Origin of the sequence: Methylobacterium sp. Leaf85 (genome assembly GCF_001422125.1) — a bacterium.
Lineage (GTDB): Bacteria > Pseudomonadota > Alphaproteobacteria > Rhizobiales > Beijerinckiaceae > Methylobacterium > Methylobacterium bullatum.
In genome coordinates this window covers 45,820-69,359 of the sequence record NZ_LMME01000023.1, presented here as the reverse complement: position 1 = coordinate 69,359, position 23,540 = coordinate 45,820, and the positions used below count along the sequence as shown (strand labels likewise).

The 23,540-nt window shown below is 64.4% G+C and carries 19 protein-coding genes; 6 read left to right on the top strand and 13 right to left on the bottom strand.

Annotated features, from left to right (window positions below):
* Window positions 1-7 precede the first annotated feature (7 nt).
* From ASF08_RS12570 to ASF08_RS12520, 11 genes are all read right to left on the bottom strand, one after another.
* Window positions 8-922 (bottom strand): DUF58 domain-containing protein, encoded by a 915-nt coding sequence (locus ASF08_RS12570; protein ID WP_056145727.1) that lies wholly within the window; start codon window positions 920-922, stop codon window positions 8-10.
* A gap of 4 nt (window positions 923-926) precedes the next feature.
* Complete coding sequence (locus tag ASF08_RS12565) at window positions 927-1,937, bottom strand: AAA family ATPase (RefSeq protein WP_018044695.1); 1,011 nt, start codon at window positions 1,935-1,937, stop codon at window positions 927-929.
* 177 nt (window positions 1,938-2,114) lie between these two features.
* Window positions 2,115-3,122, bottom strand: a complete 1,008-nt coding sequence (gene thiL, locus ASF08_RS12560; protein ID WP_056145724.1) for a thiamine-phosphate kinase — start codon at window positions 3,120-3,122, stop codon at window positions 2,115-2,117.
* Entirely contained in the window at window positions 3,119-3,598 is a 480-nt protein-coding gene (gene nusB, locus ASF08_RS12555; RefSeq protein ID WP_056145721.1) for a transcription antitermination factor NusB, read from the bottom strand. Before nusB ends, thiL begins: the two co-directional genes overlap by 4 nt.
* A gap of 7 nt (window positions 3,599-3,605) precedes the next feature.
* Window positions 3,606-4,115: a 6,7-dimethyl-8-ribityllumazine synthase gene (gene ribH / locus ASF08_RS12550; protein WP_026176085.1), complete on the bottom strand. Its 510-nt coding sequence runs from the start codon at window positions 4,113-4,115 to the stop codon at window positions 3,606-3,608.
* 209 nt (window positions 4,116-4,324) lie between these two features.
* Window positions 4,325-4,960: a riboflavin synthase gene (locus ASF08_RS12545; RefSeq protein WP_056145718.1), complete on the bottom strand. Its 636-nt coding sequence runs from the start codon at window positions 4,958-4,960 to the stop codon at window positions 4,325-4,327.
* The gene (gene ribD, locus ASF08_RS12540) at window positions 4,961-6,049 is read right to left on the bottom strand and encodes a bifunctional diaminohydroxyphosphoribosylaminopyrimidine deaminase/5-amino-6-(5-phosphoribosylamino)uracil reductase RibD (RefSeq protein WP_082473196.1); all 1,089 of its coding nucleotides are present in this window, start codon (window positions 6,047-6,049) and stop codon (window positions 4,961-4,963) included.
* 38 nt (window positions 6,050-6,087) lie between these two features.
* Window positions 6,088-6,663, bottom strand: coding sequence for a transcriptional regulator NrdR (gene nrdR, locus ASF08_RS12535; RefSeq protein ID WP_056146517.1), 576 nt, complete (start codon window positions 6,661-6,663; stop codon window positions 6,088-6,090).
* A gap of 110 nt (window positions 6,664-6,773) precedes the next feature.
* A complete protein-coding gene (gene glyA, locus ASF08_RS12530) occupies window positions 6,774-8,078 on the bottom strand; it encodes a serine hydroxymethyltransferase (RefSeq protein ID WP_018044703.1) in 1,305 nt (434 codons plus the stop codon).
* Window positions 8,079-8,389: 311 nt separating this feature from the next.
* Window positions 8,390-8,938, bottom strand: coding sequence for a thiol-disulfide oxidoreductase DCC family protein (locus ASF08_RS12525; RefSeq protein ID WP_308444983.1), 549 nt, complete (start codon window positions 8,936-8,938; stop codon window positions 8,390-8,392).
* 71 nt (window positions 8,939-9,009) lie between these two features.
* Window positions 9,010-10,308 (bottom strand): L,D-transpeptidase family protein, encoded by a 1,299-nt coding sequence (locus tag ASF08_RS12520; RefSeq protein WP_026176088.1) that lies wholly within the window; start codon window positions 10,306-10,308, stop codon window positions 9,010-9,012.
* Window positions 10,309-10,601: 293 nt separating this feature from the next.
* Between ASF08_RS12520 and ASF08_RS24125 the strand changes: the two genes are divergently transcribed.
* From ASF08_RS24125 to ASF08_RS12505, 3 genes are all read left to right on the top strand, one after another.
* Complete coding sequence (locus tag ASF08_RS24125; protein ID WP_238253819.1) at window positions 10,602-10,943, top strand: hypothetical protein; 342 nt, start codon at window positions 10,602-10,604, stop codon at window positions 10,941-10,943.
* Window positions 10,944-10,985: 42 nt separating this feature from the next.
* Window positions 10,986-11,987, top strand: coding sequence for a DUF1775 domain-containing protein (locus ASF08_RS12510; protein WP_082473194.1), 1,002 nt, complete (start codon window positions 10,986-10,988; stop codon window positions 11,985-11,987).
* 136 nt (window positions 11,988-12,123) lie between these two features.
* Window positions 12,124-14,211, top strand: coding sequence for a TonB-dependent receptor family protein (locus tag ASF08_RS12505; RefSeq protein WP_082473213.1), 2,088 nt, complete (start codon window positions 12,124-12,126; stop codon window positions 14,209-14,211).
* A gap of 180 nt (window positions 14,212-14,391) precedes the next feature.
* On the opposite strand, the gene ASF08_RS12500 is transcribed toward ASF08_RS12505, so the two are convergent.
* Both ASF08_RS12500 and ASF08_RS12495 read right to left on the bottom strand, forming a co-directional pair.
* Window positions 14,392-16,812: a penicillin-binding protein 1A gene (locus ASF08_RS12500; protein ID WP_056145706.1), complete on the bottom strand. Its 2,421-nt coding sequence runs from the start codon at window positions 16,810-16,812 to the stop codon at window positions 14,392-14,394.
* Window positions 16,813-16,985: 173 nt separating this feature from the next.
* Entirely contained in the window at window positions 16,986-18,260 is a 1,275-nt protein-coding gene (locus ASF08_RS12495) for an N-acetylmuramoyl-L-alanine amidase (protein ID WP_056145701.1), read from the bottom strand.
* Window positions 18,261-19,030: 770 nt separating this feature from the next.
* Here ASF08_RS12495 and ASF08_RS12490 point away from each other — a divergent pair.
* From ASF08_RS12490 to ASF08_RS25800, 3 genes are all read left to right on the top strand, one after another.
* Window positions 19,031-22,036: an Rne/Rng family ribonuclease gene (locus tag ASF08_RS12490; protein WP_056145699.1), complete on the top strand. Its 3,006-nt coding sequence runs from the start codon at window positions 19,031-19,033 to the stop codon at window positions 22,034-22,036.
* A 474-nt stretch (window positions 22,037-22,510) separates the two neighbouring features.
* Window positions 22,511-22,879, top strand: a complete 369-nt coding sequence (locus ASF08_RS25805) for a TorF family putative porin (protein ID WP_244474520.1) — start codon at window positions 22,511-22,513, stop codon at window positions 22,877-22,879.
* Window positions 22,880-22,969: 90 nt separating this feature from the next.
* Complete coding sequence (locus ASF08_RS25800; protein ID WP_238253822.1) at window positions 22,970-23,485, top strand: hypothetical protein; 516 nt, start codon at window positions 22,970-22,972, stop codon at window positions 23,483-23,485.
* Window positions 23,486-23,540: the final 55 nt, after the last annotated feature.

Below are 23,540 nucleotides of genomic sequence, written 5' to 3'. Positions count from 1 at the left end.
CTGCTCCTCACCCCGTCCCGCGCGCGGCGGCGACCAGCGTGAGGAGACGCAGGGCCGCCTCGCTCGCCGGCCGGTCGGTGCGATGGATCGTCAGAGTCCAGCCCTGGGCGCGGGCGATCTCGGCGAGACCGTCCCGATGCGCGGCGATTCGGGTGCGATAGGCCGCCCCCCACGACGCCGCGTCGCCGATATCGAGGCTCATCTTGGTCTCAGGATCGTGCAGCACCGCCTGCCCGGCAAAGGGAAAGCTCTCCTCCACCGGGTCGACCACCATGACGAGATGACCTCTCGTACCGGAGCCCGCCAGCGAGCCCACCGCTTCTCTAAGCTGTTCCAGCGGCGAGAGAAAATCGCTGACGAGGATCGCCTCGTCGAAGCGGCCCGGCGTGGCGCGCGGCGGCATGTCCTGCTCAAGACCGGCTTTGTCGGCCACCAGAGCCTGCGCCATGGTCTCGACGATGCGGCGTGAGGCCGTGGCCCTGGTGAGACCCAGAAGCCCCGCCCGCTCGCCCCCCTCGACCAGGGCATCGGCGACTGCGAGGCCGAGCACGAGGGCGCGCTCGACCTTCGGCCCCTGCCCGAGGCTCGACGCGAATCCCATGGAGGCGGAACGGTCGATCCAGAACCAGATGTTGTGGGTCGCCTCCCATTCGCGCTCGCGCACGTACAACTTATCGTCGCGGGCGGAGCGGCGCCAATCCACCCGCGCCGCCGCTTCGCCCGCCACGAAGGGCCGGAACTGCCAGAAGCTCTCCCCCTGCCCCGCCCGCCGCCTGCCATGCAGACCATGCGCGAGCGTCGAGGAGACACGGCGCGATTCGAGGATCAGACGCGGCATCCGCTCGGCGAGAGAGAGCGCGCCTTCGGTCTCGTGTCGCCCAGGAGCGCGCTGGGCCGCGTCGAGAACCCGGGTGGCGATCATACCGTTAAAGCTTCGCGGCCAGCTGGGCGATGATCCCCGGCACGGTCTCACCGTCGGCGCGCGCCGCGAAGCTCAAGGCCATGCGGTGCTTGAGCACGGGCTCGGCCAGCGCCTTCACATCGGCCACCGAGGGGGCGACGCGGCCTTCGATCAAGGCCCGGGCCCGCACCGCCAGCGTCAGCGCCTGACTCGCGCGGGGGCCAGGCCCCCACAGGAGCTTGCCCTTCAGGGAAGGGTCCCCTCCTTCCGGCCGCGCGGAGCGGACGAGATCGAGGATCGCATCCACCACCGCATCGCCCACCGGCAGACGGCGCACGAGGCGCTGCGCCGTGAGAAGCGCCTCCGTGGACATCACCGCCTGTGGGGTGTGGTCGCCGACGCCCGTGGTCTCGATGAGGATCCGGCGCTCTGCGGCGCGGTCGGGATAGCCGACGTCGATTTCGAGGAGGAAACGGTCGAGCTGCGCTTCGGGGAGCGGGTAAGTGCCCTCCTGCTCGATGGGGTTCTGCGTCGCCAGCACGTGGAACGGGCGCGGCAGGTCGTGCCGCTCGCCCGCCACCGAGACGAAATTCTCCTGCATCGCCTGCAGCAGGGCGGATTGGGTGCGCGGGCTGGCCCGGTTGATCTCGTCCGCCATCAGCAATTGCGTGAAGACCGGGCCGCGCACGAAGCGGAACGAGCGGCGGCGGTCCTGGTCCTCGTCGAGGATCTCGGTGCCGAGGATGTCGGAGGGCATCAGGTCGGGGGTGAACTGCACCCGGCGGGCGTCGAGCCCAAGCACGGTGCCGAGCGTCTCCACCAGCTTGGTCTTGGCGAGGCCCGGAAGGCCGACGAGGAGACCGTGGCCACCGGCCAGGATGGTGATGAGGGCGAGGTCGACGACCTTTTCCTGGCCGAAGATGACCTTGTGAATGGCGTCCCGCGCCTGTCCCACCTGGCCGAGACACGCCTCCGCGGTGGCAACGATGCCATCGTCGAGGGAAGTGGCCGGGGCCGGTGTGGAGCCTGAAGTCATGCGTTCGATCCCGGTTTGCCACTTCGCCGGCGGACCGGATCGAAGCAGCGCGGACTTGTAGCCTGACGGCCACTTTGGGACGGAGTGTGGCGTTCTTTTCCGGACGCTGGCAAGGTCGACGCGACGACGCAGGCGTTTTGCCAGATATTGGCGCTCTTTCCGCCAGGCTCCGAGCGATCAGAAGTGGCTGAACGACCGCGTGGTGAAGGCGTGTTCGCTGCCGTCCGGCCGACGGAAAACGGGCGCCCGATCGCCGGCCACCACAGTTCCTATCCGTGCGAGCGGGATGCCGACGGCAAGGCTCTCGTCGATGAAGGCGTCGACTTGGTTCGGTGCCACGGCGCAGAGGATCTCGTAATCGTCGCCACCGGTGACGATGGTGTGGATGAGCCGAGGGTCGAGAGCGAGCGCTTCCCGTGCGGAATCGGACAGCGGTACGTCCGAGAGGATGATCTCGGCGCTGCGGCCACCACCCGCCAGCATCTTCGTCAGATCGCCGGCGAGTCCGTCCGATACGTCCATCGCAGCACGCACATGGCGGCGTAGGCTCCGCGCGAGGGAAATACGCGGCCTGGGATGGCGGTAGCGGTCGATGAGAACGCCGCGCGCTGCCGATCCGAGGTGCTCGCCCCAGTTCGGCATGGAGCCGTCGAGGAGCCGCAAGCCAAGGGCCGCATCACCGATCGTGCCACTGACGCAGAGGATGTCGCCGATCTCGGCCGTCATCCGCCGAACTATACCGCCGTGCGATACCTCGCCGATGGCGGTGACCCCGATGAGGGCGGGACCGGCCGAGCGGACGGTATCGCCTCCGAGGAGTGGGCAGCCGAACGCAATCGCCGCCTCGCTGATGCCAGTGGCGAATCCGGCGAGCCAGGCTTCGGTCCAATTATCGGGCAAGGCGAGGGTCAGGAGGAACCCGCGCGGCGTCGCGCCCTTCGCCGCGATGTCGGACAGGTTCACCCCGAGCACCTTGCGTGCGATCGAGGCAGGGGGATCATCGGGCAGATAGTGGACGCCCTCGACGATCGCGTCGGCGGTCAGGACGAGATCGCAGCCGGGACTCGGTGCGAGGGTGGCGGCGTCGTCGCGCAACCCATCGGCACCATGCCCCGCCAACGGCGCGAAGTAGCGCGCGATCAGCCCATCTTCCGTGGGGCGGGAGGCGGGGGGATTTGTCTTCAAGCGCGCCCGGAACCGGGAAGCCCGGCGAATTCCGATCCACGAACCTCGCGGGCGACCTTGTCGAGGACGGCGTTGACCATGCCGGGCTCGTCGCCGGCATAGAAGCTGTGAGCCACATCGACATATTCCGAGATCGCGGCACGTGCCGGCACGTCCTTGCGGAACATGATTTCGTAGGCTCCAGCACGGAGGATGGCGCGCAAGACCGCCTCGATGCGCTTCAGAGGCCAGCCGCTGGACAGGGCTTTGTCCAGCTGAGGATCGATGGCGCGCTGCTCCTCGACGACGCCACGCAGGAGGTCGCGGAAGAAAGCGATCTCCGCGGGCGGCTGCTCGATGCCATCGATGTCACGGCCGATCCAATAGGCTTCGAACTCGGCGAGCGCTTCGATGACGCCCTTATCGGAAATTTCCATCTCGTAGAGCGCCTGCACAACGGTGAGGCGTGCGCCGCTGCGCTCGATCGTCTTGGCCATGGGCTTCTCAATCCTCTCCCACGGGTGCGGCGGCTGCAGCGCGTTTCAGCGCCAGCACGGCCAAGGCCGCATCCGCCGCGCCCGCACCCTTGTTCAGGTCGGAAACGCGAGCGCGAGCGAGTGCCTGCTCCATCGTTTCCACCGTAAGAATGCCGTTGCCGAGGGGCAGTCGCCCGATCACCGACAAATCCATGAGTGCTCGCGCGCTCTCGGTTGCCACGATGTCGTAATGGCCGGTTTCACCACGAATGACGCAGCCAAGGGCGACGGCGGCGTCGTAGGGCTGCCCCGCGCGAGCTGCCTCCTCCACCAGGATCGCTATGGCTGCGGGAATCTCGAGAGCACCTGGCACTGTCACGACGACACCCTCCGCTTCCGCCGCGTCGAGCGCACCCTGCGCGCCAGCGAGGAGTTCATCGGATATGTCGTCGTAGTAGCGCGCTTCCACCACGAGGACACGCGCGCCCTTTACGTTCGTGGGGGGAGCCGGGCGAGCGGCTGGTGAAGGCGAAACCATCGTGGGCCTTGTCTGTAGTGGCGGAGGGCGACATCGGCACCGACGTGACGAGTGGGCCTCGAGCGCGGGTCGTTGGCGTCACCACCCAGTACGACCGGGTTGGCCCGGTTCGAAATCTTCCGACCGACTGCGTCAGGAACGTAGGTCGGCGACTTGGCGGTCGCTCGGCGAGCGATAGACCGAAGGGTGCGGTATCACAAGATAGCGCATCATGAGGCACGCTTCTCGAACAGCCGGGCCGCGTAGCGGGCGATGAGGTCGACCTCGAGATTCAGCCGGTCGCCGATTCGGCGCTCACCCCAGGTCGTCACCTCCAGGGTGTGGGGGATGAGAAGGACCGAGAAATGGTCGCCATCGATGGAATTGACGGTCAGCGACGTGCCGTCGAGGCAGACCGACCCCTTCTCCGCGATGAAGCGCGACACGGACGACGGTCCGCGCAGAAGAAAACGGTCGCTCGGCGACCATTGCGGATCGCCGGTGCCACCGGTCACGCTCTCGCGGGCGACGATCTCTGCCACTCCGTCCACATGCCCGGTGACAAGATGGCCGCCGAGCTCATCGCCAATCTTCAGCGAACGTTCGAGGTTGAGCCGCGTGCCCTCAGCCCAGCCAACGACGGTGGTCCGCGCGAGAGTTTCGGCAGCTGCATCGACGGAAAAGATACAACCCTGGGTGTCTGACTCGATCGCCACCACGGTGAGGCAGGGGCCGGAACATGCGATCGACGCACCGAGAGCGATGGTCGCCGGATCGTACGAGGATCGGATGCGAATGCGGCGCAGACGCTCATCCCCCTCGACGCTGAGGACCGTTCCTACATCGCTGACGAGGCCGGTGAACATCTAGACGCTCCGTTCGTAGGTGACAGACTGGTCCGGTCCGAACGCGCGAGTTTCGGTGACGCCGAAGCTCGGCTCGTGCAGGCGGGCCTTCAACGCCTCGCCAACGGCCGGCAGGCCCCCTCCACCGATAGCGCGCGGGCCGGTGACGAGGGTGCAGACGTCGACCAGATCAGCAGCTGCCAGGGAATCGGCAAGGTGCGGACCGCCTTCGCAACAGATTCGAGTCAGCCCGTGCTCTGCCAGACGGGCGAGGGCGGCAGACAGGTCGATCCGGCCACTCGAGCACGCTGTCACCTGGATCGTCTCGACGCCGAAGGATGCAAGCATCCGCTTGGCATGAATCGGGGCCGACCGTGTCGTCATCACCAGAGTCGGGATGTCGCGCGCACTACGCACGAGGTGCGAGGCCGGCGACAGACGCAGCGTCGAATCGAGGACAATGCGCAGCGGCGATTGTTGCGACAGGCCAGGCAATCGCACCGTCAGTGACGGATCGTCCGCTCGTGCCGTCCCAATCCCGACCAGGATCGCGTCGGCATGGGCGCGCCACAGATGGACCATGCCATCGGCGATGGGACCGGTGATGCGCAGGCGCTCGTCCGGCGCACCGGACGCGAAGCCGTCCTGGGTGCGTGCGAGCTTGAGATGCAGGCTAGGGCGCCCTTTCGTGACGCGGGTGAAATGGCCGCGATGATCTCTCGCGGCCTCGTCCCGCAGCACATTCTGCGTCACGGCGATACCCGCCTGGGCGAGTCGCGCATGGCCCCTGCCCGCCACTCGGGAATCCGGATCCTCTATCGCCGTGACGACGCGGGTGATCCCCGACGCGATGATGGCGTCGACGCAAGGAGGGGTGGCTCCATGATGTGAGCAGGGTTCGAGCGTGACGTAAAGCGTTGCCCCGCGCGCGCCCTCGCCGGCCATGGCGAGAACGAGAGGCTCGGCATGGGGGCGCCCCCCTGGAGCCGTCACGCCCTGTGCGATCACGCGCTCTCTGCCCGTCTCTCCTGCGACCACAACCGCACCGACTGACGGATTGGGCCAGGTCCGCCCGAGATTTCGCCTGCCGATCGCCAGGGCGAGGCGCATGAAGCGACGATCTTGGTGAGTGTTCGCCTCAGGTACATTCATGACTGCACCCGCGTTCCGCGCTTCGACGGATGTTTGGCCGGCGGACTTGCGCTGGGCGGCAGAACCTCACCGAGAGGGGCTTCATCGCTCGCCTCTTCGTCTTGAAGCGGCGCAATGCCGGAGGTTTCCCCCAGGGTGCCGAGCAACGCCTTGAAGTCACTGGCCTCGCGGAAATTTTTGTAGACCGAGGCAAACCGGACATAGGCCACGTCGTCGAGACCCTTAAGCCCCTCCATCACCAGTTCGCCGATCGCCTCGCTGGCGATTTCGGCCTCGCCGCCGCTTTCCAACTGCCGGGTGATGCCGCTGACCAGTCGCTCGATCCGCTCCGGATCTACAGGGCGCTTCCGCAGGGCCACACCGATGGAGCGCTGCAGCTTGTCACGATCGAACGGGACGCGCTTGCCCGAGCGCTTGAGCACGGTGAGTTCGCGCAACTGCACGCGCTCGAAGGTCGTGAAGCGGCCTCCGCAATCCGGGCAGACCCGACGGCGTCGGATCGCAGCAGAATCGTCGCTGGGTCGCGAATCCTTCACCTGGGTGTCGGGCCCGCCGCAATAGGGACACCGCATGGGGCGGATACCTGCATGGTTGGTGAGAAAACGAGAACGGCCGCGGATATGGGAATCCGCGGCCGTCTCTATCATGTCGGTGACGGCGGGTGCACCCGCCGTCGAACGTCTCAGCCGTAGATTGGGAAACGGTGGGTCAGGGCGTGGACCTTGTCCTTGACCGCGGCCTCGATGGCCGGATCGCCGGCATCGCCCTTGGCCACCAGACCGTCGAGTACTTCCACGATGAAGCCGCCGATCTGCTTGAATTCGGCGACGCCGAAGCCGCGCGAGGTGCCGGCCGGGGTGCCGAGGCGGATGCCCGAGGTGATGGTGGGCTTCTGCGGATCGAACGGAACGCCGTTCTTGTTGCAGGTGATGTCGGCGCGGCTGAGGGCCGCCTCCGCCGCCTTGCCCGTCAGACCCTTCTTCTGCAGGTCGACGAGCATCAGGTGGTTGTCGGTTCCGCCCGAGGTGATGTCGTAGCCACCCGTGATCAGGGTGTCGGCGAGGGCCTTGGCGTTCTCGATGACTTGCTTGGCGTAGATCTTGAACTCGGGCTTGAGCGCCTCGCCGAAGGCAACGGCCTTGCCGGCGATGACGTGCATGAGCGGACCGCCCTGGAGGCCGGGGAAGATCGCCGAGTTGAACTTCTTGGCGAGCGCCTCGTCGTTCGTCAGGATCATACCACCGCGCGGGCCACGCAGAGTCTTGTGAGTGGTGGTGGTGGCCACATGCGCGTGCGGGAACGGCGACGGGTGGACGCCGGCTGCCACGAGGCCTGCGAAATGGGCCATGTCGACGAAGAAGTATGCGCCGACGGCATCGGCGATCTCACGGAACTTGGCGAAGTCCCAATGGCGCGGATAGCCCGAGCCGCCGGCGATGATCACCTTGGGCTTGTGTTCGTGTGCGAGGGCCTCGACCTGCTCCATGTCGATGCGCTGGTCGTCGCGGCGCACGGTGTAGGAGACCGGCTTGAACCACTTGCCCGAGACGTTCGGGGGCGCGCCGTGGGTGAGGTGGCCGCCGGCGGCGAGATCTAGGCCGAGGAAGGTATCGCCCGGCTGCATGAGGGCCATGAACACGCCCTGGTTCGCCTGGCTGCCCGAATTCGGCTGCACATTGGCGAAGCCACAATCGAACAGGCGCTTGGCGCGCTCGATGGCGAGGTTCTCGGCGATGTCGACGAACTGACAGCCACCATAGTAGCGACGGCCGGGATAGCCTTCCGCGTACTTGTTGGTGAGGACCGACCCCTGGGCCTCCAGCACCGCCCTCGAGACGATATTCTCGGAGGCGATCAGCTCGATCTCATGCTGCTGCCGGCCGAGTTCCTGGCTGACGGCCTTGGCCACTTCCGGATCGGCGTCGGCCAGGGACGCATTGAAAAAGGAATTCGAGAAGTGCTTGTCGGCAGCGGTACCGGCGCTCATGGAAAGCCTCGATTGTTGAACGGGCGAAGGCGTCCGTTATCCGCTGGCGTTAAGCAGGCGGACGCTCGATGTGCAATTTACTACACGGGCCAGCGAGAGAGGCCAAGCACAGCTAATTTGTAGTCTCGGCCAAAAAAATTTCGGTGCATTCGGTATTCACGGTGGTGAATGCCAGGGGGCACAAGGCGTTGCAGGGTCTGCCACGTCGCGGCCTGCAGCTTTGGGTCGCAGATTAAGTGTCGAGTGTGGAAGCAACCGCGCCGGCTCCTAGCAAGGGGGGATTGGGCGCTGGCCGAGCCAGTGCCGGTCATTCAGGCCAGGAAGCGATCCGCGTCGGTAGGGGCAGGCCTATGACAGACGTCTTTCCGCCCGAATAGCACGAAGCGGCTGTTGGCTATGAGATCGTACAATGCCGTCTGCCCGCGCGTCGGAATGAGCCGCAGCGTCGCAGCCAAGGACCAGGGGAAGCCGAGACTGCTGGCAATCCGTATCGATCCCTCCAGCTTGAACCAAGCCCGCCCTTCGCCCAGCAGGATGTTCGTCTCCAATCGATCCGTATCGAGGCCGTAATGTGCGTAGAGCGCCCGTCCCAGTGCCGACTGCGCCGACAGGAACCGGAATCGTTTGGCGTGATCACGCTGCATGACGAACCGGATCCAGCCGACGCAGAGCGCACAATGCCCGTCGAAAATAATGATCGGACGGTCATCCGCGAATGATGGGACGGCCGGGTCGGTTCTGTAGCTGAAGGGATCTCGTTTCGACGGCATCCGCGCCATCCTTGTGGCGGCCGAAATCACGCTGTACGCGGCAGGAGCCGAAGAACGCCTCGCAAAGCTCGGATGATCGGTTTGCTCCATCCACAACGACTCGGGCGAGACCCGGTGCCGGATCTCGCCCATATTCAGGCTGCGATTGTCGCGCCGAGAAATCAGTTTTCCTCGTCGCCCGGCTCGAAGCTCGGCACCTGCTCGGCGCTGGCCACAGGGGTCGGGGCCGAGAGGGTCGAAGGAACGTTCACACCGTCGCGCTTATAGATATCGTCGCGGAACTGCACCGAGCCGTCCGGCGTCGCCCAAGCGGTGATGTAGGTCCAGTAAACCGGCACGGGGGTGCTGAGGGTTGCGTCGACGCGCTTGCCGCTCTCGATGGCCTGCTCGACCTGGTCGCGGCCCCAGCCGGGCGTGTCCTTGAGCAGCCAGGTGATGTACTCGCGCACGTTCTGAACGCGGACGCAGCCCGAGGAAATGAAGCGAAAGTCGTCGCCGTACACGCCCTTGGAGTTCGTATCGTGCATGAACACGCCGTGGGGGTTCGGGATGTTGATGCGCACGATCCCCATCGAGTTGAAGTCGGCGCCCGAATCCTGACGATAGCGGTAGCGCGTGCCCTCGTCCGAATTCCAGTTCACCGAGGCCGGCGAGATCTCGGTCTCACCGGTGAAGATGCGGATCTTGTTCTCGGTGAGGTAGTTCGGGTCCTTCTGCATCTTGGGGATGAGGTCCTTCTTCACGATGGAAGCCGGAACCGTCCAGAAGGGGTTGAAATTGATCTGCGTCGCCTTGGTGTTCATGATCGGCGATTGACGATCGATCTTGCCGACACCGGCGGCGTGCAGGGTCACGACCTGGCCGTTCTCCACCGTCTGGACCAGGGCGGCGGGAATGTTCGTGATGACGAAGCGGTTGCCGAGATTGCCCGAATACGAGCGCAGGCGGACGGCATTCACCTCGAGCTGCTTCAGGCGAATGTCGGCCGACACGTTCATGGCCTGCTGGGTGGCCGGGCTCATGGAGCCGGTCTGGCTCAAGCCATGTCGGGCCTGGAACCGCTTTACGCCGGCTGCCACATAGGAATCGTACACGTTCGATCCGCCGGAGGCGGAGTCGAGGTCTCCCGTCACCGTGAGACGCTGGCGCAGAGCCGCCACTGCCGGTCCCTTGCTGCCGATACGTAGCCGGTCGGCGCCGGAGACCGGTCTCCAGCCGCCGCGCGCCACGATGTCCTTGTAGCGCTCGACCATCTGTTCCGTGGCCGCAATCGTCTGCGGCGACAGGATCGGCGTCGAGGAACGCTGCACCTGCATAGCCGAGGGTGCAGCGTAATCCTGCGCCCACTCGGCCTGGGCGAAACCGGCCTGCTCCCGTGCCGAGGCGGTTTGGGCGAAGGCGGCGACACCGGCAAGGAGTACGAGACCCAATGAGCGGATGGGGTAAGCCTGTTTCAGCATCGGACGGAAACTCTGATCTGACCTGTGAAGCGGCACGAGGCCGTCGGGGCATGGCCGTGATTGAGAACGGCCACCGAAAGTCCTGTGCCGCGAACGTGTCGGGGCACGGTTAAGAAGTCATGCGGTCCGGGCTAGAATGTGGCGCCGTCAGATTAAATCTCGGCTTGTCCTGTACTGCAGCGCACATGCAACATCACGGCGCCACGCCTCGTCGACGGTATGGCGGGATTATGTCCGTAAGGGTAAGCGCTGGAGGTATGATGTCGGGAGATTCAGCGGCGGGCGGCGGGCGCGTGATCACGGCGGTGATCGCGCTCTATGCGTTCGTGCTGCAGGTCTTCCTTGCGACTCTGATGCCACTCCCCGCGGCTGGTCATGCCGATCCGATCTGTTCTGGCCTGATGGATGGCGATCTTGCCGCGCAGCAGCCAGACGGTTCGTCCCACGTCGGCCACAAGCTTTGCTGCACGTCGGCAGTCGCAACCGTTTCAGCTGATCAACCGGTGCTCGCGTCCAGCGCGATCGTCTGGCCGGCCACATCCGTCATCCATCTGATCTGGCGCGACGTAGCCGACCTCGGTGCACGCGGGCCACCGGGTTCTATCCCCCATCCGCGAGGTCCACCCGCCGCCTGAAGCGATTCGATACCTCGATTCCTTCAGACACGGACATTCATCATGAAACGGATCTTGTGGTCGGAGCTTGCCGCGGCGCTCCTCGTCACCCTCCCTACCGGCGCTGCCTTCTCTCACGCCACGATGGAGCGGAAGGAGGCAAGCGCGAACGCGAGCTATCGCGGCGTGCTCCAAGTCACCCATGGGTGCAACGGCGAACCGACCAATCGGGTGAGCGTCACGATTCCTGAGGGTGTCATCGGCGCTAAGCCGATGACGAAGCCGGGCTGGAGTGTGACAACGGAAATAGGACCCTACGCCAAGCCCTATCCCTATTATCACGGCGACATTTCCAATGGGGTGAAGACCATCACCTGGAGTGGTGGCCAATTGCCGGACGATCAGGTCGACGAGTTCACCTTCCTTGCCCGCATCTCCGATGCGTTCGCACCCGGCGAGACCGTGTACTTCCCGGTCGAGCAGGATTGCACGAATGGCAATCATCGCTGGAGAGACATCCCCGCGCCGGGGCAGGACGCCCATGCGCTGAAATCCCCCGCACCGGGCGTCACCATCGTCGCGACTCAGGCCCTGGCACCGTCGCGCGCGGCGTCATCCTCCTCGGGCCAGATCAAGGCCGGCGACCTCAACATCGATACGCCGTGGATGCGCGCCACGCCCGGCGGCGCCACCGTCGCTGGTGGATATGTCCGAATCAGTAATACCGGCAAACTGGCGGATAAGTTGATCTCCGCTTCCATCCCCATCGCTGCATCCGGGTCGATCCATTCCATGACGATGGATGGCGGGGTGATGAAGATGGCCGTGGTGGAAGGCGGACTTCTCCTGAAACCCGGCGAGACCGTGGAGTTAAAGCCCGGCAGCTATCACCTGATGTTCGAGGGGCTGAAGGCATCGCCAAAAGTCGGCGAACCGATCTTGGGGAACTTGGTGTTCGAGCGCGCGGGGACCGTACCGGTCACCTTCGCCGTCGCGCCCATTGGTGCCAGGGCACCGAACGCGCCTGCAGCAAGCGAACCGGCGGCCGGACAACACCAGCACTGAGCGTCCGATTCCGGACCGGCTTCGCGCTTTGGCGGTTTCGCCAATCGCGCGCACTCCCTTTCTCTTTCAGGACCCGCCGCTCCTCTGCCTCGATAGGGCGGAGTGTTTCATGGCGCGGGATCCGGAGCTCCCTCCCATGCCGTCGTCACGTCTTCCGGGGGCGTTCGCGCTCATCCTCCTCTCCTCCACATCCGCCTTCGCTCAGGGCGTGGCGAATGCAGAACTGCCCGAGCTTAGCGTTCAAGGGACAACACCCGGTTCACTCACCGTGCCGAGCGTTGCCGCACAGCGGGCTGCGGTGAACGCTACTGTCGGTTCCGTGGCTTTCGTCGATGCCAAGGACTTCCAGAATCGCTACGCCAATACCCTACGCGACGTCCTGAAGGACACGCCCGGCGTGTTCGTGCAGCAGCGCTACGGTCAGGAAATGCGCCTGTCGGTGCGCGGCTCGGGCATTTCGCGCGGCTTCCATCTGCGTGGATTGGAACTGCTGCAGGATGGCATCCCGGTGAACTCGGCGGACGGCAGCGGTGACTTTTACCAGATTGATCCGCTCGCTCTGCGCTCGGTCGAAGTCTATAAGGGTGGCAACGCGCTCACCTTCGGTGCGACGACTTTGGGCGGCGCAATCAACTTTGTCACGCCCACTGCCCAGACGGCCTTCGCGCCAAACATCCTGCGCGTCGATGGCGGCAGCTTCGGCACTATCCGAGAGCACTTCCAGTTCTCGCTGATCTCCGGCCCAGCCGATTTCCTCATCAGTGGCACGCTGACCAATTCCGATGGTTTTCGCGACCATGAAACCCAGCGGACCCAGAATTTCAACGCCAATGTCGGCTACCGGCTCGCACCCGGTGTCGAGACGCGGTTCTACGTCGGCATCTACCTCACCGATCAGAAGCTGCCCGGAACGCTCAGACTCTGGGACGCGCTCAACAACCCGACCATGGCCAATCCGAGCGCCATTTCGGGCAACCAGTCGCGCAAAGTCGAGACGGAGCGGGTGGCCAATCGCACTTCGTTCGCCCTTGATGTGGGCAAGCTCGATATCGACACCTGGGCGATCCACAAATCGCTCTATCACCCGATCTTTGAGGTCATCGACCAAGACGGCTGGACCTACGGCATCTCCCCGCATTGGACCGGCACCTTCGACATCGGCGGATACCGCAACGACACGATCCTCGGCCTTCGTGCCTTCGCCGGGCAGAACTCGGCGCTGCAGTTCCGAAACGTCGCCGGACAGCGCGGCGCGCAGACCCTGAACGCGCTTCAGAGCTCCTCGAACTACGAGGCCTATGGCGAGAACCGGTTCTGGTTCCTGCCGGATGTCGCCTTGATGACCGGGGCGAAGGCGTTCTCCTCGAACCGTACCTATAGCGACAAGGGCGGCTTCGGTCCAAACCCGGCGGTGAAATTCGACAACCGGACCTATCAGGGGATCAACCCGAAGCTCGGACTAATCTGGCAGCCGCTGCCCGACATCCAAGTTTTCGCGGACATCACCCGCTCCCGCGACGTGCCGGACTTCACCGACCTGACCCAGACGATTGGGACGACGACGCAATTCGTGCCGCTTCAGGCCCAGCGGGCCTGGACCTACGAGGCTGGCACACGTGGCCGCCTTGACCGCCTCGCATGGGACGTGACGCTCTATCGCTCGGAAGTCCGAGACGAGCTCATCAACTTTTCTGTCAATCCGGGGCGCAACATCCCTGCGGCGACTTTCAATTCGCCGCGCACGATCCACCAGGGCGTCGAGGCGGCCGTTTCCCTCGACATCATGCGTGACCTCACCGGGGTCGGCGACCGCATCTCGGCGTCGCAGGTCTGGACGCACAACGATTTCCGGTTCGTCGGCGATCCGGTCTTTGGCGACAATCAAATCGCCGGCATCCCTCGGGACGTGCTGCGCAGCGTCGTCACCTATACCCACCCGAGCGGCTTCCACCTCAGCCCTTCGGTGGATTGGGTGCCGCAAGGCGCCTTCTCGGATCATGCCAACACCCTGCAGGTGCCCGGCTACACCCTGATCAACGTCCAAACCGGCATCGACTTCTCGAATGGTGTGTCGCTGTTCCTCGACGCCCGCAATCTCGCCGATACACGTTACGTCTCTGACGTGGCGGTGGTGAACAACGCAGTGACGATGGGCGGCAATCCGACCGCCTTCTACCCTGGCGTCGGTCGCAGCTTCTTCGGGGGCGTGCGGGCTTCCTTTTGAGGGGGGCGTTCCCATCACCCGGCAAAACCGCCTGATCGGATGGGGCGCAAGGCCGGACCGAGACGGGTTCTCACTTCCTCGTTGCCGGCTCCATGAACGCTTCGGCTTCCTGCGGCTTTTGGGTCATCGAGCGCAGTCAGCGCCCGATGACCCGGAATGGGATCCCCGCGGAGCTCGCTCTCAGTACAATCCACCAGCCTGCGCCGCACGGTCGGCGTCCGCCGGTACGGCGGCGGGAGCGGCCGGCGCCGCGACGTAGGCGTCGGGCGGGGCGGTGCCCGGCTTGAACGCCTCGAGAATCGTACCGGAGCCTTCCCCGGAGCCGGCGCGCATGCCGGAGGCGACGTTGACGCGGATTAGCTTGATGCCGGGCGGCACACGGAACGGTGTCGGCGGCTTGTCCTTAAGGGCCTGTTTCAGGAAGTCGAGGGCCACAGGCGCCGCGAGACCGCCACCGGTTGCGCGGTCGCCGAGCGAGCGCGGCTTGTCGAAGCCGATATAGACCCCGACCGCGAGGTCCGGCGAGAAGCCGACGAACCACGCGTCCTTGGCATCGTTCGTCGTGCCGGTCTTGCCGGCGAGCGGCTTGCCGATCTGCTTCAGCAATGTCGCGGTGCCGCGCTGGACGACGCCCTCCATGATCGAGACCATCTGGTAGGCAGTGAGTGGATCGAGGACCTGCTCCGAATCATCCACCAGCTTCGGCTCGTCCTGGCCGGACCACTTTTCAGCGTCGCAGCCGAGACACTTTCGGTTGTCGTGCTTGTAGATGGTTTCGCCGACACGATCCTGGATGCGGTCGATGAGGGTCGGGCGAATACGGCGGCCGCCATTGGCCAGCATGGAATAGGCGGTGACCATGCGCATGACGGTCGTTTCGCCCGCCCCGAGCGACATCGGCAGGACGGGGAGCATATCGTCGTAGACACCGAAGCGGCGGGCGTATTCGGCGATGAGCGGCATGCCGACATCCTTGGCCAGCCGCACGGTCATCAGGTTCTTCGAATGCTCGATCCCGTAGCGGAGCGTATGCGGGCCGCCCGCCTTGCCGTCGTAGTTCGACGGAGACCACGCTTCCTGGCCGGGACCGGCCTCAATGGTGATCGGCGAGTCCTGTACGATCGAAGACGGCGTGTAACCGTTGTCGAGGGCGGCCGAGTAGACGATCGGCTTGAACGACGAGCCCGGCTGACGCTGGGCCTGCGTCGCACGGTTGAACTGGCTCTCGTCATAGGAGAATCCCCCGACCATGGCGTGGACGCGTCCGGTATAGGGGTCCATGGCGACGATGGCGCCGGAGACCTCCGGACGCTGGCGCAGCCGGTACTGTCCGCGCCCCCCGTCGATGGCCTCGACATAGATGACATCGCCGGCATTGAGCGCTGCCGATGGCGAGCGTCCGGTCCAGCGGGTGCCGTCGGCGGCGATAGTGCCGGTCTCACGCTCCTTCGAGACTTGACCGGATGCCTCGCGGCGGGGCTGCAAGCCGATCTGAGCAACGCCTCCCGTCGTGCTCAGGACGACGGCGAGACGCCAAGGTTGGACGTCACCGAGGCCCGGCACTTCGGCAACGGCGAGACCCCAATCGCGGCCGACGAGATCGACCTTCGCCTGAGCTCCCCGCCATCCGTGAGATTGATCGTAACGGATCAGGCCATCCACGAGCGCCTTGCGCGCCCAGGCCTGCATCTTCGGATCTAGGGTGGCGCGCACGGAGAGCCCGCCCTCATAGAGCTTCTTTTCGCCGTAGCGTTCCGTGATCTCGCGGCGAACCTCTTCCGTGAAGTAGTTGGCATTGGCGGCGTTGGCGAAGGCGACGCGCGGGTTGACGCCGAGCGGCATCTTACGCGCGGCTTCTCCTTCTTCCTTCGTGATGTAGCCGTTCACGGCCATAAGGCCGATGATCTCGTTGCGTCGGTCGAGGGCCTTCTGGGTCTGACGATAGGGGTGATAGTTGTTGGGGCCTTTCGGCAGCGCGGCCAGATAGGCAGCCTCGTTGATCGTCAGCTCGTGGACGGACTTACCGAAATAATCGAGTGCGGCGGCGGCGACCCCGTGCAGGTTGCGGCCGGGCACGATGGTGCCGAGGAAGATTTCGTTGAGGTAGAGCTCGAGGATCTTGTCCTTGGAGTAGGCCGACTCGATCCGCAGGGCGATCAATGCCTCCTTGATCTTGCGGTCGAAGGTCTGCTCGTTGGTGAGCAAGAAGTTTTTCGCCACCTGCTGGGTGATGGTCGAGGCGCCCTGCTTCTTGCCACTCTTGGCGTTGGTCAAGATCGCCCGCACGACCCCCTCAGGGTCGATGCCGCCATGCTTGTAGAAGTTCTTGTCCTCGGCCGAGAGGAAGGCGGCCACGACGATCTTCGGCATCGCCTGGATCGGCAGGTAGAGCCGGCGCTCGTTGGCATATTCTGCGAGCAGGCTGCCATCCGCTGCGTGGACGCGGCTCATCACCGGCGGCTCATAATTGGCGAGGGCGGCGTGATCGGGCAGATCCTGACTGTATGTGTAATAGAAATACGCGCCGGCTGCCGACAGCAGCACGAACAACATCGCCCCGATGCTGAACAGGAAGCCGAAGAAACGAAGGATGAAGCGCATCCGGGTCCCGTCCGTCGATGATCTGCCGCTGCCGGTCCGGCCGAGAGGCGAGGATGACCGAGACCTCGATCGTCCCGGAAAGGCAAGAGTGACGCGACGACCCGCGATCGTTCGGAAGGCGTGAGAGGCCTATTCCGAGCCGGGGCGCCGTGAGCCCCGGTTTCACACCGTATCTATGGTGAAACTGGGGCGATTGCCGCAGAGCGGCGCGGCGGCACCGGCCGTGTCAGGGAAGTACGGTTAGCAAAAAATGCGTCAATGGCCTTCGCCATCCCGCCTGTGACATCGGCGCGCCAGGCTTCGGACTGCAGCAGGTCGAGGTCGCGCTTGCTCGACAGGTAGCCGAGCTCCACCAGCACTGACGGCACGTCCGGCGAACGCAGGACCACGAAACCCGCTTCACGATGCGGTTTGTTGCTCAGCTCCATGACGGGGCTGAGATAGGACATAAGACCCTTGGCGAAGCCCGACGAGAAGGTGCGCGTCTCGCGCAAAGTGAGTTCCTGGAGGATGTCGGCGATGTGGCCGGGACCTTGGCCGGAATCTGTGCCGGCGGTCGAATCCGCCTTGTTCTCACGCTCTGCGAGCTTGGCCGATTCGGCGTCCGTGGCCTTTTCGGAGCCGGTATAGATCGTCGCGCCGCGCACTTGCGGGGCCGACGAGATGGAATCAGCATGGATCGAGACGAAGAGATCGGCGCTGGCCTCGCGGGCGATTCGCACGCGCTCGGCCAGAGGAACGAACACGTCGCGATCACGTGTCATCCGCACCCTGTAGCGGCCGGACGCTTCGAGCTTGCCGACGAGGGCCTGGGCGAACCCAAACACGATGTCCTTTTCGAAGATGCCTGAGGCAGCGATGGCGCCTGGATCGATGCCGCCATGCCCGGCATCGATCATGATCAACGGCCGGGAATCACTCGGTTCTGCCATGGCTTCCTTGCGGGCCGGAGGTGACGGGTCGTTTGCCACAGCGGCGCGACGGAAGGTGTCGCGGTCGGCCCGCTGGAACTCTATCGAGAGGAGGATGGCGCCGTCTCGCATGCGCGTCGTCGTTTCGATGCGCCCGACTGTGGCCGGCTGAGCAAGGTCGACGACGATGCGCGAGCGACCCGGAGCGAACAGGCCGTATCGGAAGGAAGAGACCAACCCTTCGCGGCGTCGTCCGGTGTCAGGTGCGAGTTGAAAGTTCACTTCCGTAAGATCGATGACGACCCGGTCGGGCCGCTCCATGACAAAGGTGCGCGCCTCGATCGATTTCGACAATGTGAGGGTCAGCTTGGTCGATCCGCCCGCACCGGTGGAGAGGTCCGCCGCGATGGCGACGGCCGATTGTTGCCCGGATACTGTCGGATTCGTCCGGATGTCGTCCTGGGCCACGACCGGAACAGCCATCGCGAGGGCGGATAGGACAATTGCGTGGCGCAGCAGGCGAGCGAGAGGCGGCATCGATCCGGCAGTCGTTGTCCTGAAACCAGGGGGCCGTTGGAACCAACAGACTTCCGGAACCGAGGGGCCTTGGGAAGCGCGAGTGTTCGATAAGGGATACGGCCGGGATGGTTAACCGTTCCTCTCCGGCCGGATGGCGAAGCAGCCTGGATGTTGCTGTGGGGCGACAGGACCGAACCGGATGCCCGCCTGGGCGCCAAGGCGTCAAAGTTGTGGCGGCATGCTCTTGCTGCTTGCCAAGCGCCCGCGACGATCTGTAATGGTACTGTCCCTCCCCGGGTGTCGTGCGGTCTCATTCGCGGCCCGCGAGAGCGTCCTGGCCAGTCGCCGTGTCGCCTCGCAGTCGGCTCTCCGCGTCAAGTCCGTCGGCGTTTTTGAATTCGGGTGGGTACCGGTGCATGCGGCGATCGTTTCGCCAAGTCGCCGTTCTGGAAATCAGCGGCCGGCATTTGCACGGTCTCAAAGTCTTCGTGAGGTCAGGGAGCGGATGGACGGACGCACAGCATCGGTTGCCGTTGCTCGTGTTCAAAGCGTACGCGTTTCGCGTGGCGCCGGTTCGCCGTCGGCCCTGGCCATGTTCAACCCCACGCGCGCCGATCACCGGCGCCTAGCGGCGGTTGACGGCAATCCCTTCCCCAAAGCCCCCCTGGCCCGCATCGTCGGGCCTGGGCGTGCGCTCCCCCCGACGCCCGATGGGCCGGAATCGGGCAGCGCTTCGCCGGGACAGTTCGGCTGCAGAAGGACGACGTCGATCGCCATGAAAGTCCGTCATGGCCAACAACAACAAGATGCTCATCGATGCGATGCACCCGGAGGAAACCCGGGTCGTCACGGTCCACGGGTCTAGGGTCGAGGAGTTCGACTTCGAGGCGGCCAATCGGCGTCAGCTTCGTGGCAACATCTACCTTGCCAAAGTGACGCGCGTGGAGCCTTCGCTCCAAGCAGCCTTCATCGAGTATGGCGGCAACCGCCACGGTTTCCTCGCCTTCAGCGAGATTCATCCCGACTATTATCAGATCCCCCTCGCCGATCGTCAGGTGTTGCTGGAAGACGAGGCGCGGGACGCCGAGGAGCACCGCGAACGCGAGGAGCGCAAGCCGCGCCGCCGTTCGCGTGGGCGCCGTGCAGAGGCTGCATCCGCCAAGACCAGCGAGACAGTGAGTGCCGAAGACGTTTCGGAGACCGTCGAGGTAGGTCTTGCAGAGGAGCAGTCGGGTCAGGCCTCGGCACCGCCCAGCAACGAATCCGGTGAGCATCCCATCGTATCAAAGACCGCCGGCGAGCTCGACGGCGACGTGAGCGTGAATGACGAGGCCGCCCCTGCGGATGTCGTCCCGTCCGAGGCCATCGGCATCGAGCCCGGCTCGGATGAATCGTCCGATCTGCCGCCCGCTTCCCTCGAAGGCGAAGTCTCCGCACCGGTAAAGGCGACCTCATCTGCGCTCGAAGAAGCGGCGCCGGCCCAAGTGGACGTGGCGGAACCAGTCGCCGAGGGGCATCCCGATGCCCCCGTTCTCGAAGACGAAACCGACGAGGACGAAGAGACCGACGAAGATGAATCGGACGAGGACGACGATTCGGACGACGAGGAGGACGAATCCGACGACGAGGATTCGGACGACGAGCATGATGGTGAGGATGGCGAGCACAAGATCGCCCAGGTCGGCGGTAACGGCGACGCTCTGGCCGAGATCCCCGAGCGCCCCCGTACCTATCGCCGCCACTACAAGATTCAGGAGGTGATCAAGCGCCGCCAGATCATCCTGGTACAGGTCGTCAAGGAGGAGCGTGGCACCAAGGGCGCGGCACTGACCACGTATCTGTCGCTGGCTGGCCGCTACTCGGTGCTGATGCCCAATACCGGCCGTGGCGGCGGCATCTCGCGTAAGATCACCTCGGCGGCCGACCGCAAGCGCCTCAAGGAAGTCGCCCAGGATCTTGAGGTTCCGGAAGGCATGGGCGTGATCTTGCGCACTGCCGGTGCGTCCCGGACCAAGCCGGAGATCAAGCGCGACTTCGAATATCTCATGCGCCTCTGGGAAAGCGTGCGTGAGTTGACGCTGTCCTCCTCTGCGCCGGCCCTGGTCTACGAGGAAGGTTCGCTCATCAAGCGCGCCATCCGCGACCTCTACAACAAGGATATCGACGACATCCTTGTGGCGGGCGACGAGGCGTACCGCGAGGCCCGCGACTTCATGCGCATGCTGATGCCGGGCCAGTCCAAAGTGGTGCAGCCCTATCGCGACCCGACGCCGATTTTCGCGCGCCACGGAGTCGAGCAACAGCTCGATGCGATGTTCTCGACGCATGTGACGCTGAAGTCAGGCGGCTACCTCGTCATCAACCCGACCGAAGCCCTGGTTTCCATCGACGTCAATTCGGGCCGCTCGACCCGCGAGCACGACATTGAGGACACGGCACTCCGCACCAATCTGGAGGCGGCCGAAGAGGTCGCCCGCCAGCTTCGCCTGCGCGATCTCGCTGGTCTCGTCGTGATCGACTTCATCGACATGGAAGAGAAGCGCAACAACCGCGCGGTCGAGAAGAAGCTCAACGATTGCCTGAAAAACGATCGCGCACGCATTCAGGTCGGCCGCATCTCGCCCTTCGGTCTGCTCGAAATGAGCCGCCAGCGCATCCGCACCGGCATGCTGGAGAGCTCGTCGCTCCCCTGCGTCCATTGCGGTGGCTCGGGATATGTCCGCGCCACCGCCTCGGTGGCCCTTCAGATCCTGCGCGCCATCGAGGAGTCGCTTCTCAAGAGCACGACACACAATCTCATCCTTCGCACCCGCACGGAGGCGGCGCTCTACATCCTGAACCAGAAGCGTGCGCATCTGCGCGAACTGGAAATCCGCTTTGGCGTCACCGTGACCATTGCCGCGGACGAGCGGCTGGCCGCGACATCGGCGTTCCAGCTCGATCGAGGTGAGTTGGCGATCAGGAGCGAGGGTCCCGTAACCGGGGTCCGCGCCGTGGCGATCTCGCCTCAGCTCGATGCCGACGAGGATATCGACGGCGACGATGAGGAAGAGGCCATCCTCGAGGCTGAGGCCGAACCGGTCGAGCCGGAGGCACCGCGCGAGAAGTCGAGTGAAGGCAATGGCGAAGGCCGATCGGGCGGTCGTCGTCGGCGTCGGCGGCGGCGTGGTGGTCGCCACGAGACCGGCGAATCGTCGGGGGATCACGCGACCGGCGAAGACGAGCAGTCCGGCGACGACGAGACCGACAGCGAGAGCCGGGACAACGACGATCAAACCGGCGAAGATTCGGATGGACGGGTTGGAGAGAATGACGGCGATGAGCTCGTCGTAGCAGATGTCCGGGACGGCGAGGCAACACCTCGGTCCGACTTGTCCGACGACGAGGGGGCCGGTCGCCGTCGTCGTCGTGGACGCCGAGGCGGACGCGGTCGTGACCGCACAGAAGGTCGCCCGCGCGAGAATGGCGAAGAGCAGCAGGCCGTGTCGGCCTCCTTCGAAGAGGTTGCTCAGGTTTCGACCGGCCTGCCTCAGGAGGCGTCGGAAACGGCACCCGCACCCGTTTCGGTAGACCTCCCGGTCGCTGAAGAGCCTTCGATACCTGCCGCTGAGGCGGCAGCTCCGGAGGCGTTGGTCAGCGATACGGTGGATTCGGATATTGCCGCGACGGAGCCGGTTCCGGCTGCAACTCCGGCCCCCGAGCCGGTAGCAGTCGTGCTAACGCCAATCGATCCGGATCGTCCGAAGCGCGCCGGATGGTGGTCGCGGACCAAGGCCGCGCTCACAGGCGATTAGTCCAACTCCCGATAACGCCTATCCCAACGTTCGAGCGGGCCGCATCCAGACAGGATGCGGCCCGTTTCGTTTGTCGCTTCGAGGTCAGTGGGCGAGGCAACGACCTTTGACGGATCGAGAGACCGCGTCCGCGGGCAGATTTCCATGGCCGAATGATAACTGTTGTGCATTGTCATTATAAATATTGTTCTGACTGCCTTCAGTGAGTAAAAAAACCAATTTCTAAAATAATAATATGTGATTGATTGGGAATTTTTCAGCAAAGCAATTTTTTCCGAAGCCATGATCGCTTACGGTCGAGCAGGATTTGAAGACAAAGTATACGACGTCGGAAAGGACGGTTGTTATCCTGCTGTCTTCGCCGTCGCGAGACGGCCGGAGTGTTTTCAAGTCGGCCTGGAAGACTGGGGAATCTCTTTGAAAGAGGGTTTATGTTGTCACAACCCTAGCGGCCATCAATAAAAGGATCGGGCCATGCGCCGTTTGTACACATCATTGCTGGCGTTCGGTACACTTGCGGGTGTCGCTCTATCACCGGCGATTGCTACCGATCTGTCCGTTCCCAAAGCCATGCCGGTCGAGGCGAAGGCCGCCGACCCAGTCATCGGCTTCTCTTTCGGCTCGCGCTATCAGACGGACTATAACTTCCGCGGCGTGTCGCAATCGAACCTGCAGGGAAGCTATCAGACGTTTTTCGAAGCCCAGTTCCTGAACAACTTCGCCTATGCGGGCTTCGCCACCTATCAGACCCGCCTTCCCACCCGGCCGGACATGGAGTTTGATCTGATCGCCGGTATTCGCCCGACCTTCGGAAAGTTCGCCTTCGATCTCGGCGTCCTGTAGTATTTTTATCCCAACTAGCAGCAGGTCATCCTGCCGGGCGGCACGGCGTTTTCGACGAAGAACTCGGACTTTTACGAAGCCGCCGGTAAGATGCTCTACACCGCGACAGATTCGCTGACGCTGGGCACGAACGTGTTCTTTTCACCGAATTTCTTCGGTACGCACGCGATCAGTACCTATGCGTCCGGAACGGCCGCTTACACATTGCCGGCATCGCTGTTCCCGTTCCTGCCGGAGTCTTATGCGGGCGGGTTCTCGCTGTTGTCCGAGCTCGGCTACTTCTTTCTTGGCGCCGCAAAGAACTCGGCTACCGGATTCAATGCGGATATCGGGCGGTTCACTTCATTCAACCTGCCGAGCTACCTCTATGGGAACGTCGGCCTGTCCTACACCTACAAGAACATCGTTCTCGACGTACGCTACCATGATACCGATCTGACCAAGGCCGAGTGCGCCGCCTTCAGTGGTGACTTCCGCCAGGTGACCAATGGCGGAATTTCGAAATGGTGCGGCGATGCGGTGATCGGTTCGATCACCTTCCAGACATCCACGGCGGCACCGGGCATCTATGCCGAGCCGGGCGGGTTCCTGAACCTGTTCCGCTAAGCGCGGAGCCGAGCGACTAGAACGGAGGACCCCGGAGCGATCCGGGGCCATTTTT

What these genes read in the sequence shown, in the direction of transcription:
- ribH (WP_026176085.1), bottom strand. Translation starts at nt 4,115, where the DNA reads ATGGTTTCGCCTTCACCAGCCGCTCGCCCGGCTCCCCCCACGAACGTA.
- ASF08_RS25805 (WP_244474520.1), top strand. Translation starts at nt 22,511, where the DNA reads ATGCGCCGTTTGTACACATCATTGCTGGCGTTCGGTACACTTGCGGGT.
- ribD (WP_082473196.1), bottom strand. Translation starts at nt 6,049, where the DNA reads ATGCGCCTCGCCCTGGCGATCGGCAGGCGAAATCTCGGGCGGACCTGG.
- nusB (WP_056145721.1), bottom strand. Translation starts at nt 3,598, where the DNA reads ATGGCCAAGACGATCGAGCGCAGCGGCGCACGCCTCACCGTTGTGCAG.
- ASF08_RS12565 (WP_018044695.1), bottom strand. Translation starts at nt 1,937, where the DNA reads ATGACTTCAGGCTCCACACCGGCCCCGGCCACTTCCCTCGACGATGGC.
- ASF08_RS12545 (WP_056145718.1), bottom strand. Translation starts at nt 4,960, where the DNA reads ATGTTCACCGGCCTCGTCAGCGATGTAGGAACGGTCCTCAGCGTCGAG.
- ASF08_RS12500 (WP_056145706.1), bottom strand. Translation starts at nt 16,812, where the DNA reads ATGCGCTTCATCCTTCGTTTCTTCGGCTTCCTGTTCAGCATCGGGGCG.
- ASF08_RS12505 (WP_082473213.1), top strand. Translation starts at nt 12,124, where the DNA reads ATGCCGTCGTCACGTCTTCCGGGGGCGTTCGCGCTCATCCTCCTCTCC.
- ASF08_RS12510 (WP_082473194.1), top strand. Translation starts at nt 10,986, where the DNA reads ATGAAACGGATCTTGTGGTCGGAGCTTGCCGCGGCGCTCCTCGTCACC.
- ASF08_RS12520 (WP_026176088.1), bottom strand. Translation starts at nt 10,308, where the DNA reads ATGCTGAAACAGGCTTACCCCATCCGCTCATTGGGTCTCGTACTCCTT.
- ASF08_RS12490 (WP_056145699.1), top strand. Translation starts at nt 19,031, where the DNA reads ATGGCCAACAACAACAAGATGCTCATCGATGCGATGCACCCGGAGGAA.
- ASF08_RS12495 (WP_056145701.1), bottom strand. Translation starts at nt 18,260, where the DNA reads ATGCCGCCTCTCGCTCGCCTGCTGCGCCACGCAATTGTCCTATCCGCC.
- ASF08_RS12570 (WP_056145727.1), bottom strand. Translation starts at nt 922, where the DNA reads ATGATCGCCACCCGGGTTCTCGACGCGGCCCAGCGCGCTCCTGGGCGA.
- ASF08_RS25800 (WP_238253822.1), top strand. Translation starts at nt 22,970, where the DNA reads ATGCTCTACACCGCGACAGATTCGCTGACGCTGGGCACGAACGTGTTC.
- ASF08_RS12525 (WP_308444983.1), bottom strand. Translation starts at nt 8,938, where the DNA reads ATGGAGCAAACCGATCATCCGAGCTTTGCGAGGCGTTCTTCGGCTCCT.
- nrdR (WP_056146517.1), bottom strand. Translation starts at nt 6,663, where the DNA reads ATGCGGTGTCCCTATTGCGGCGGGCCCGACACCCAGGTGAAGGATTCG.
- glyA (WP_018044703.1), bottom strand. Translation starts at nt 8,078, where the DNA reads ATGAGCGCCGGTACCGCTGCCGACAAGCACTTCTCGAATTCCTTTTTC.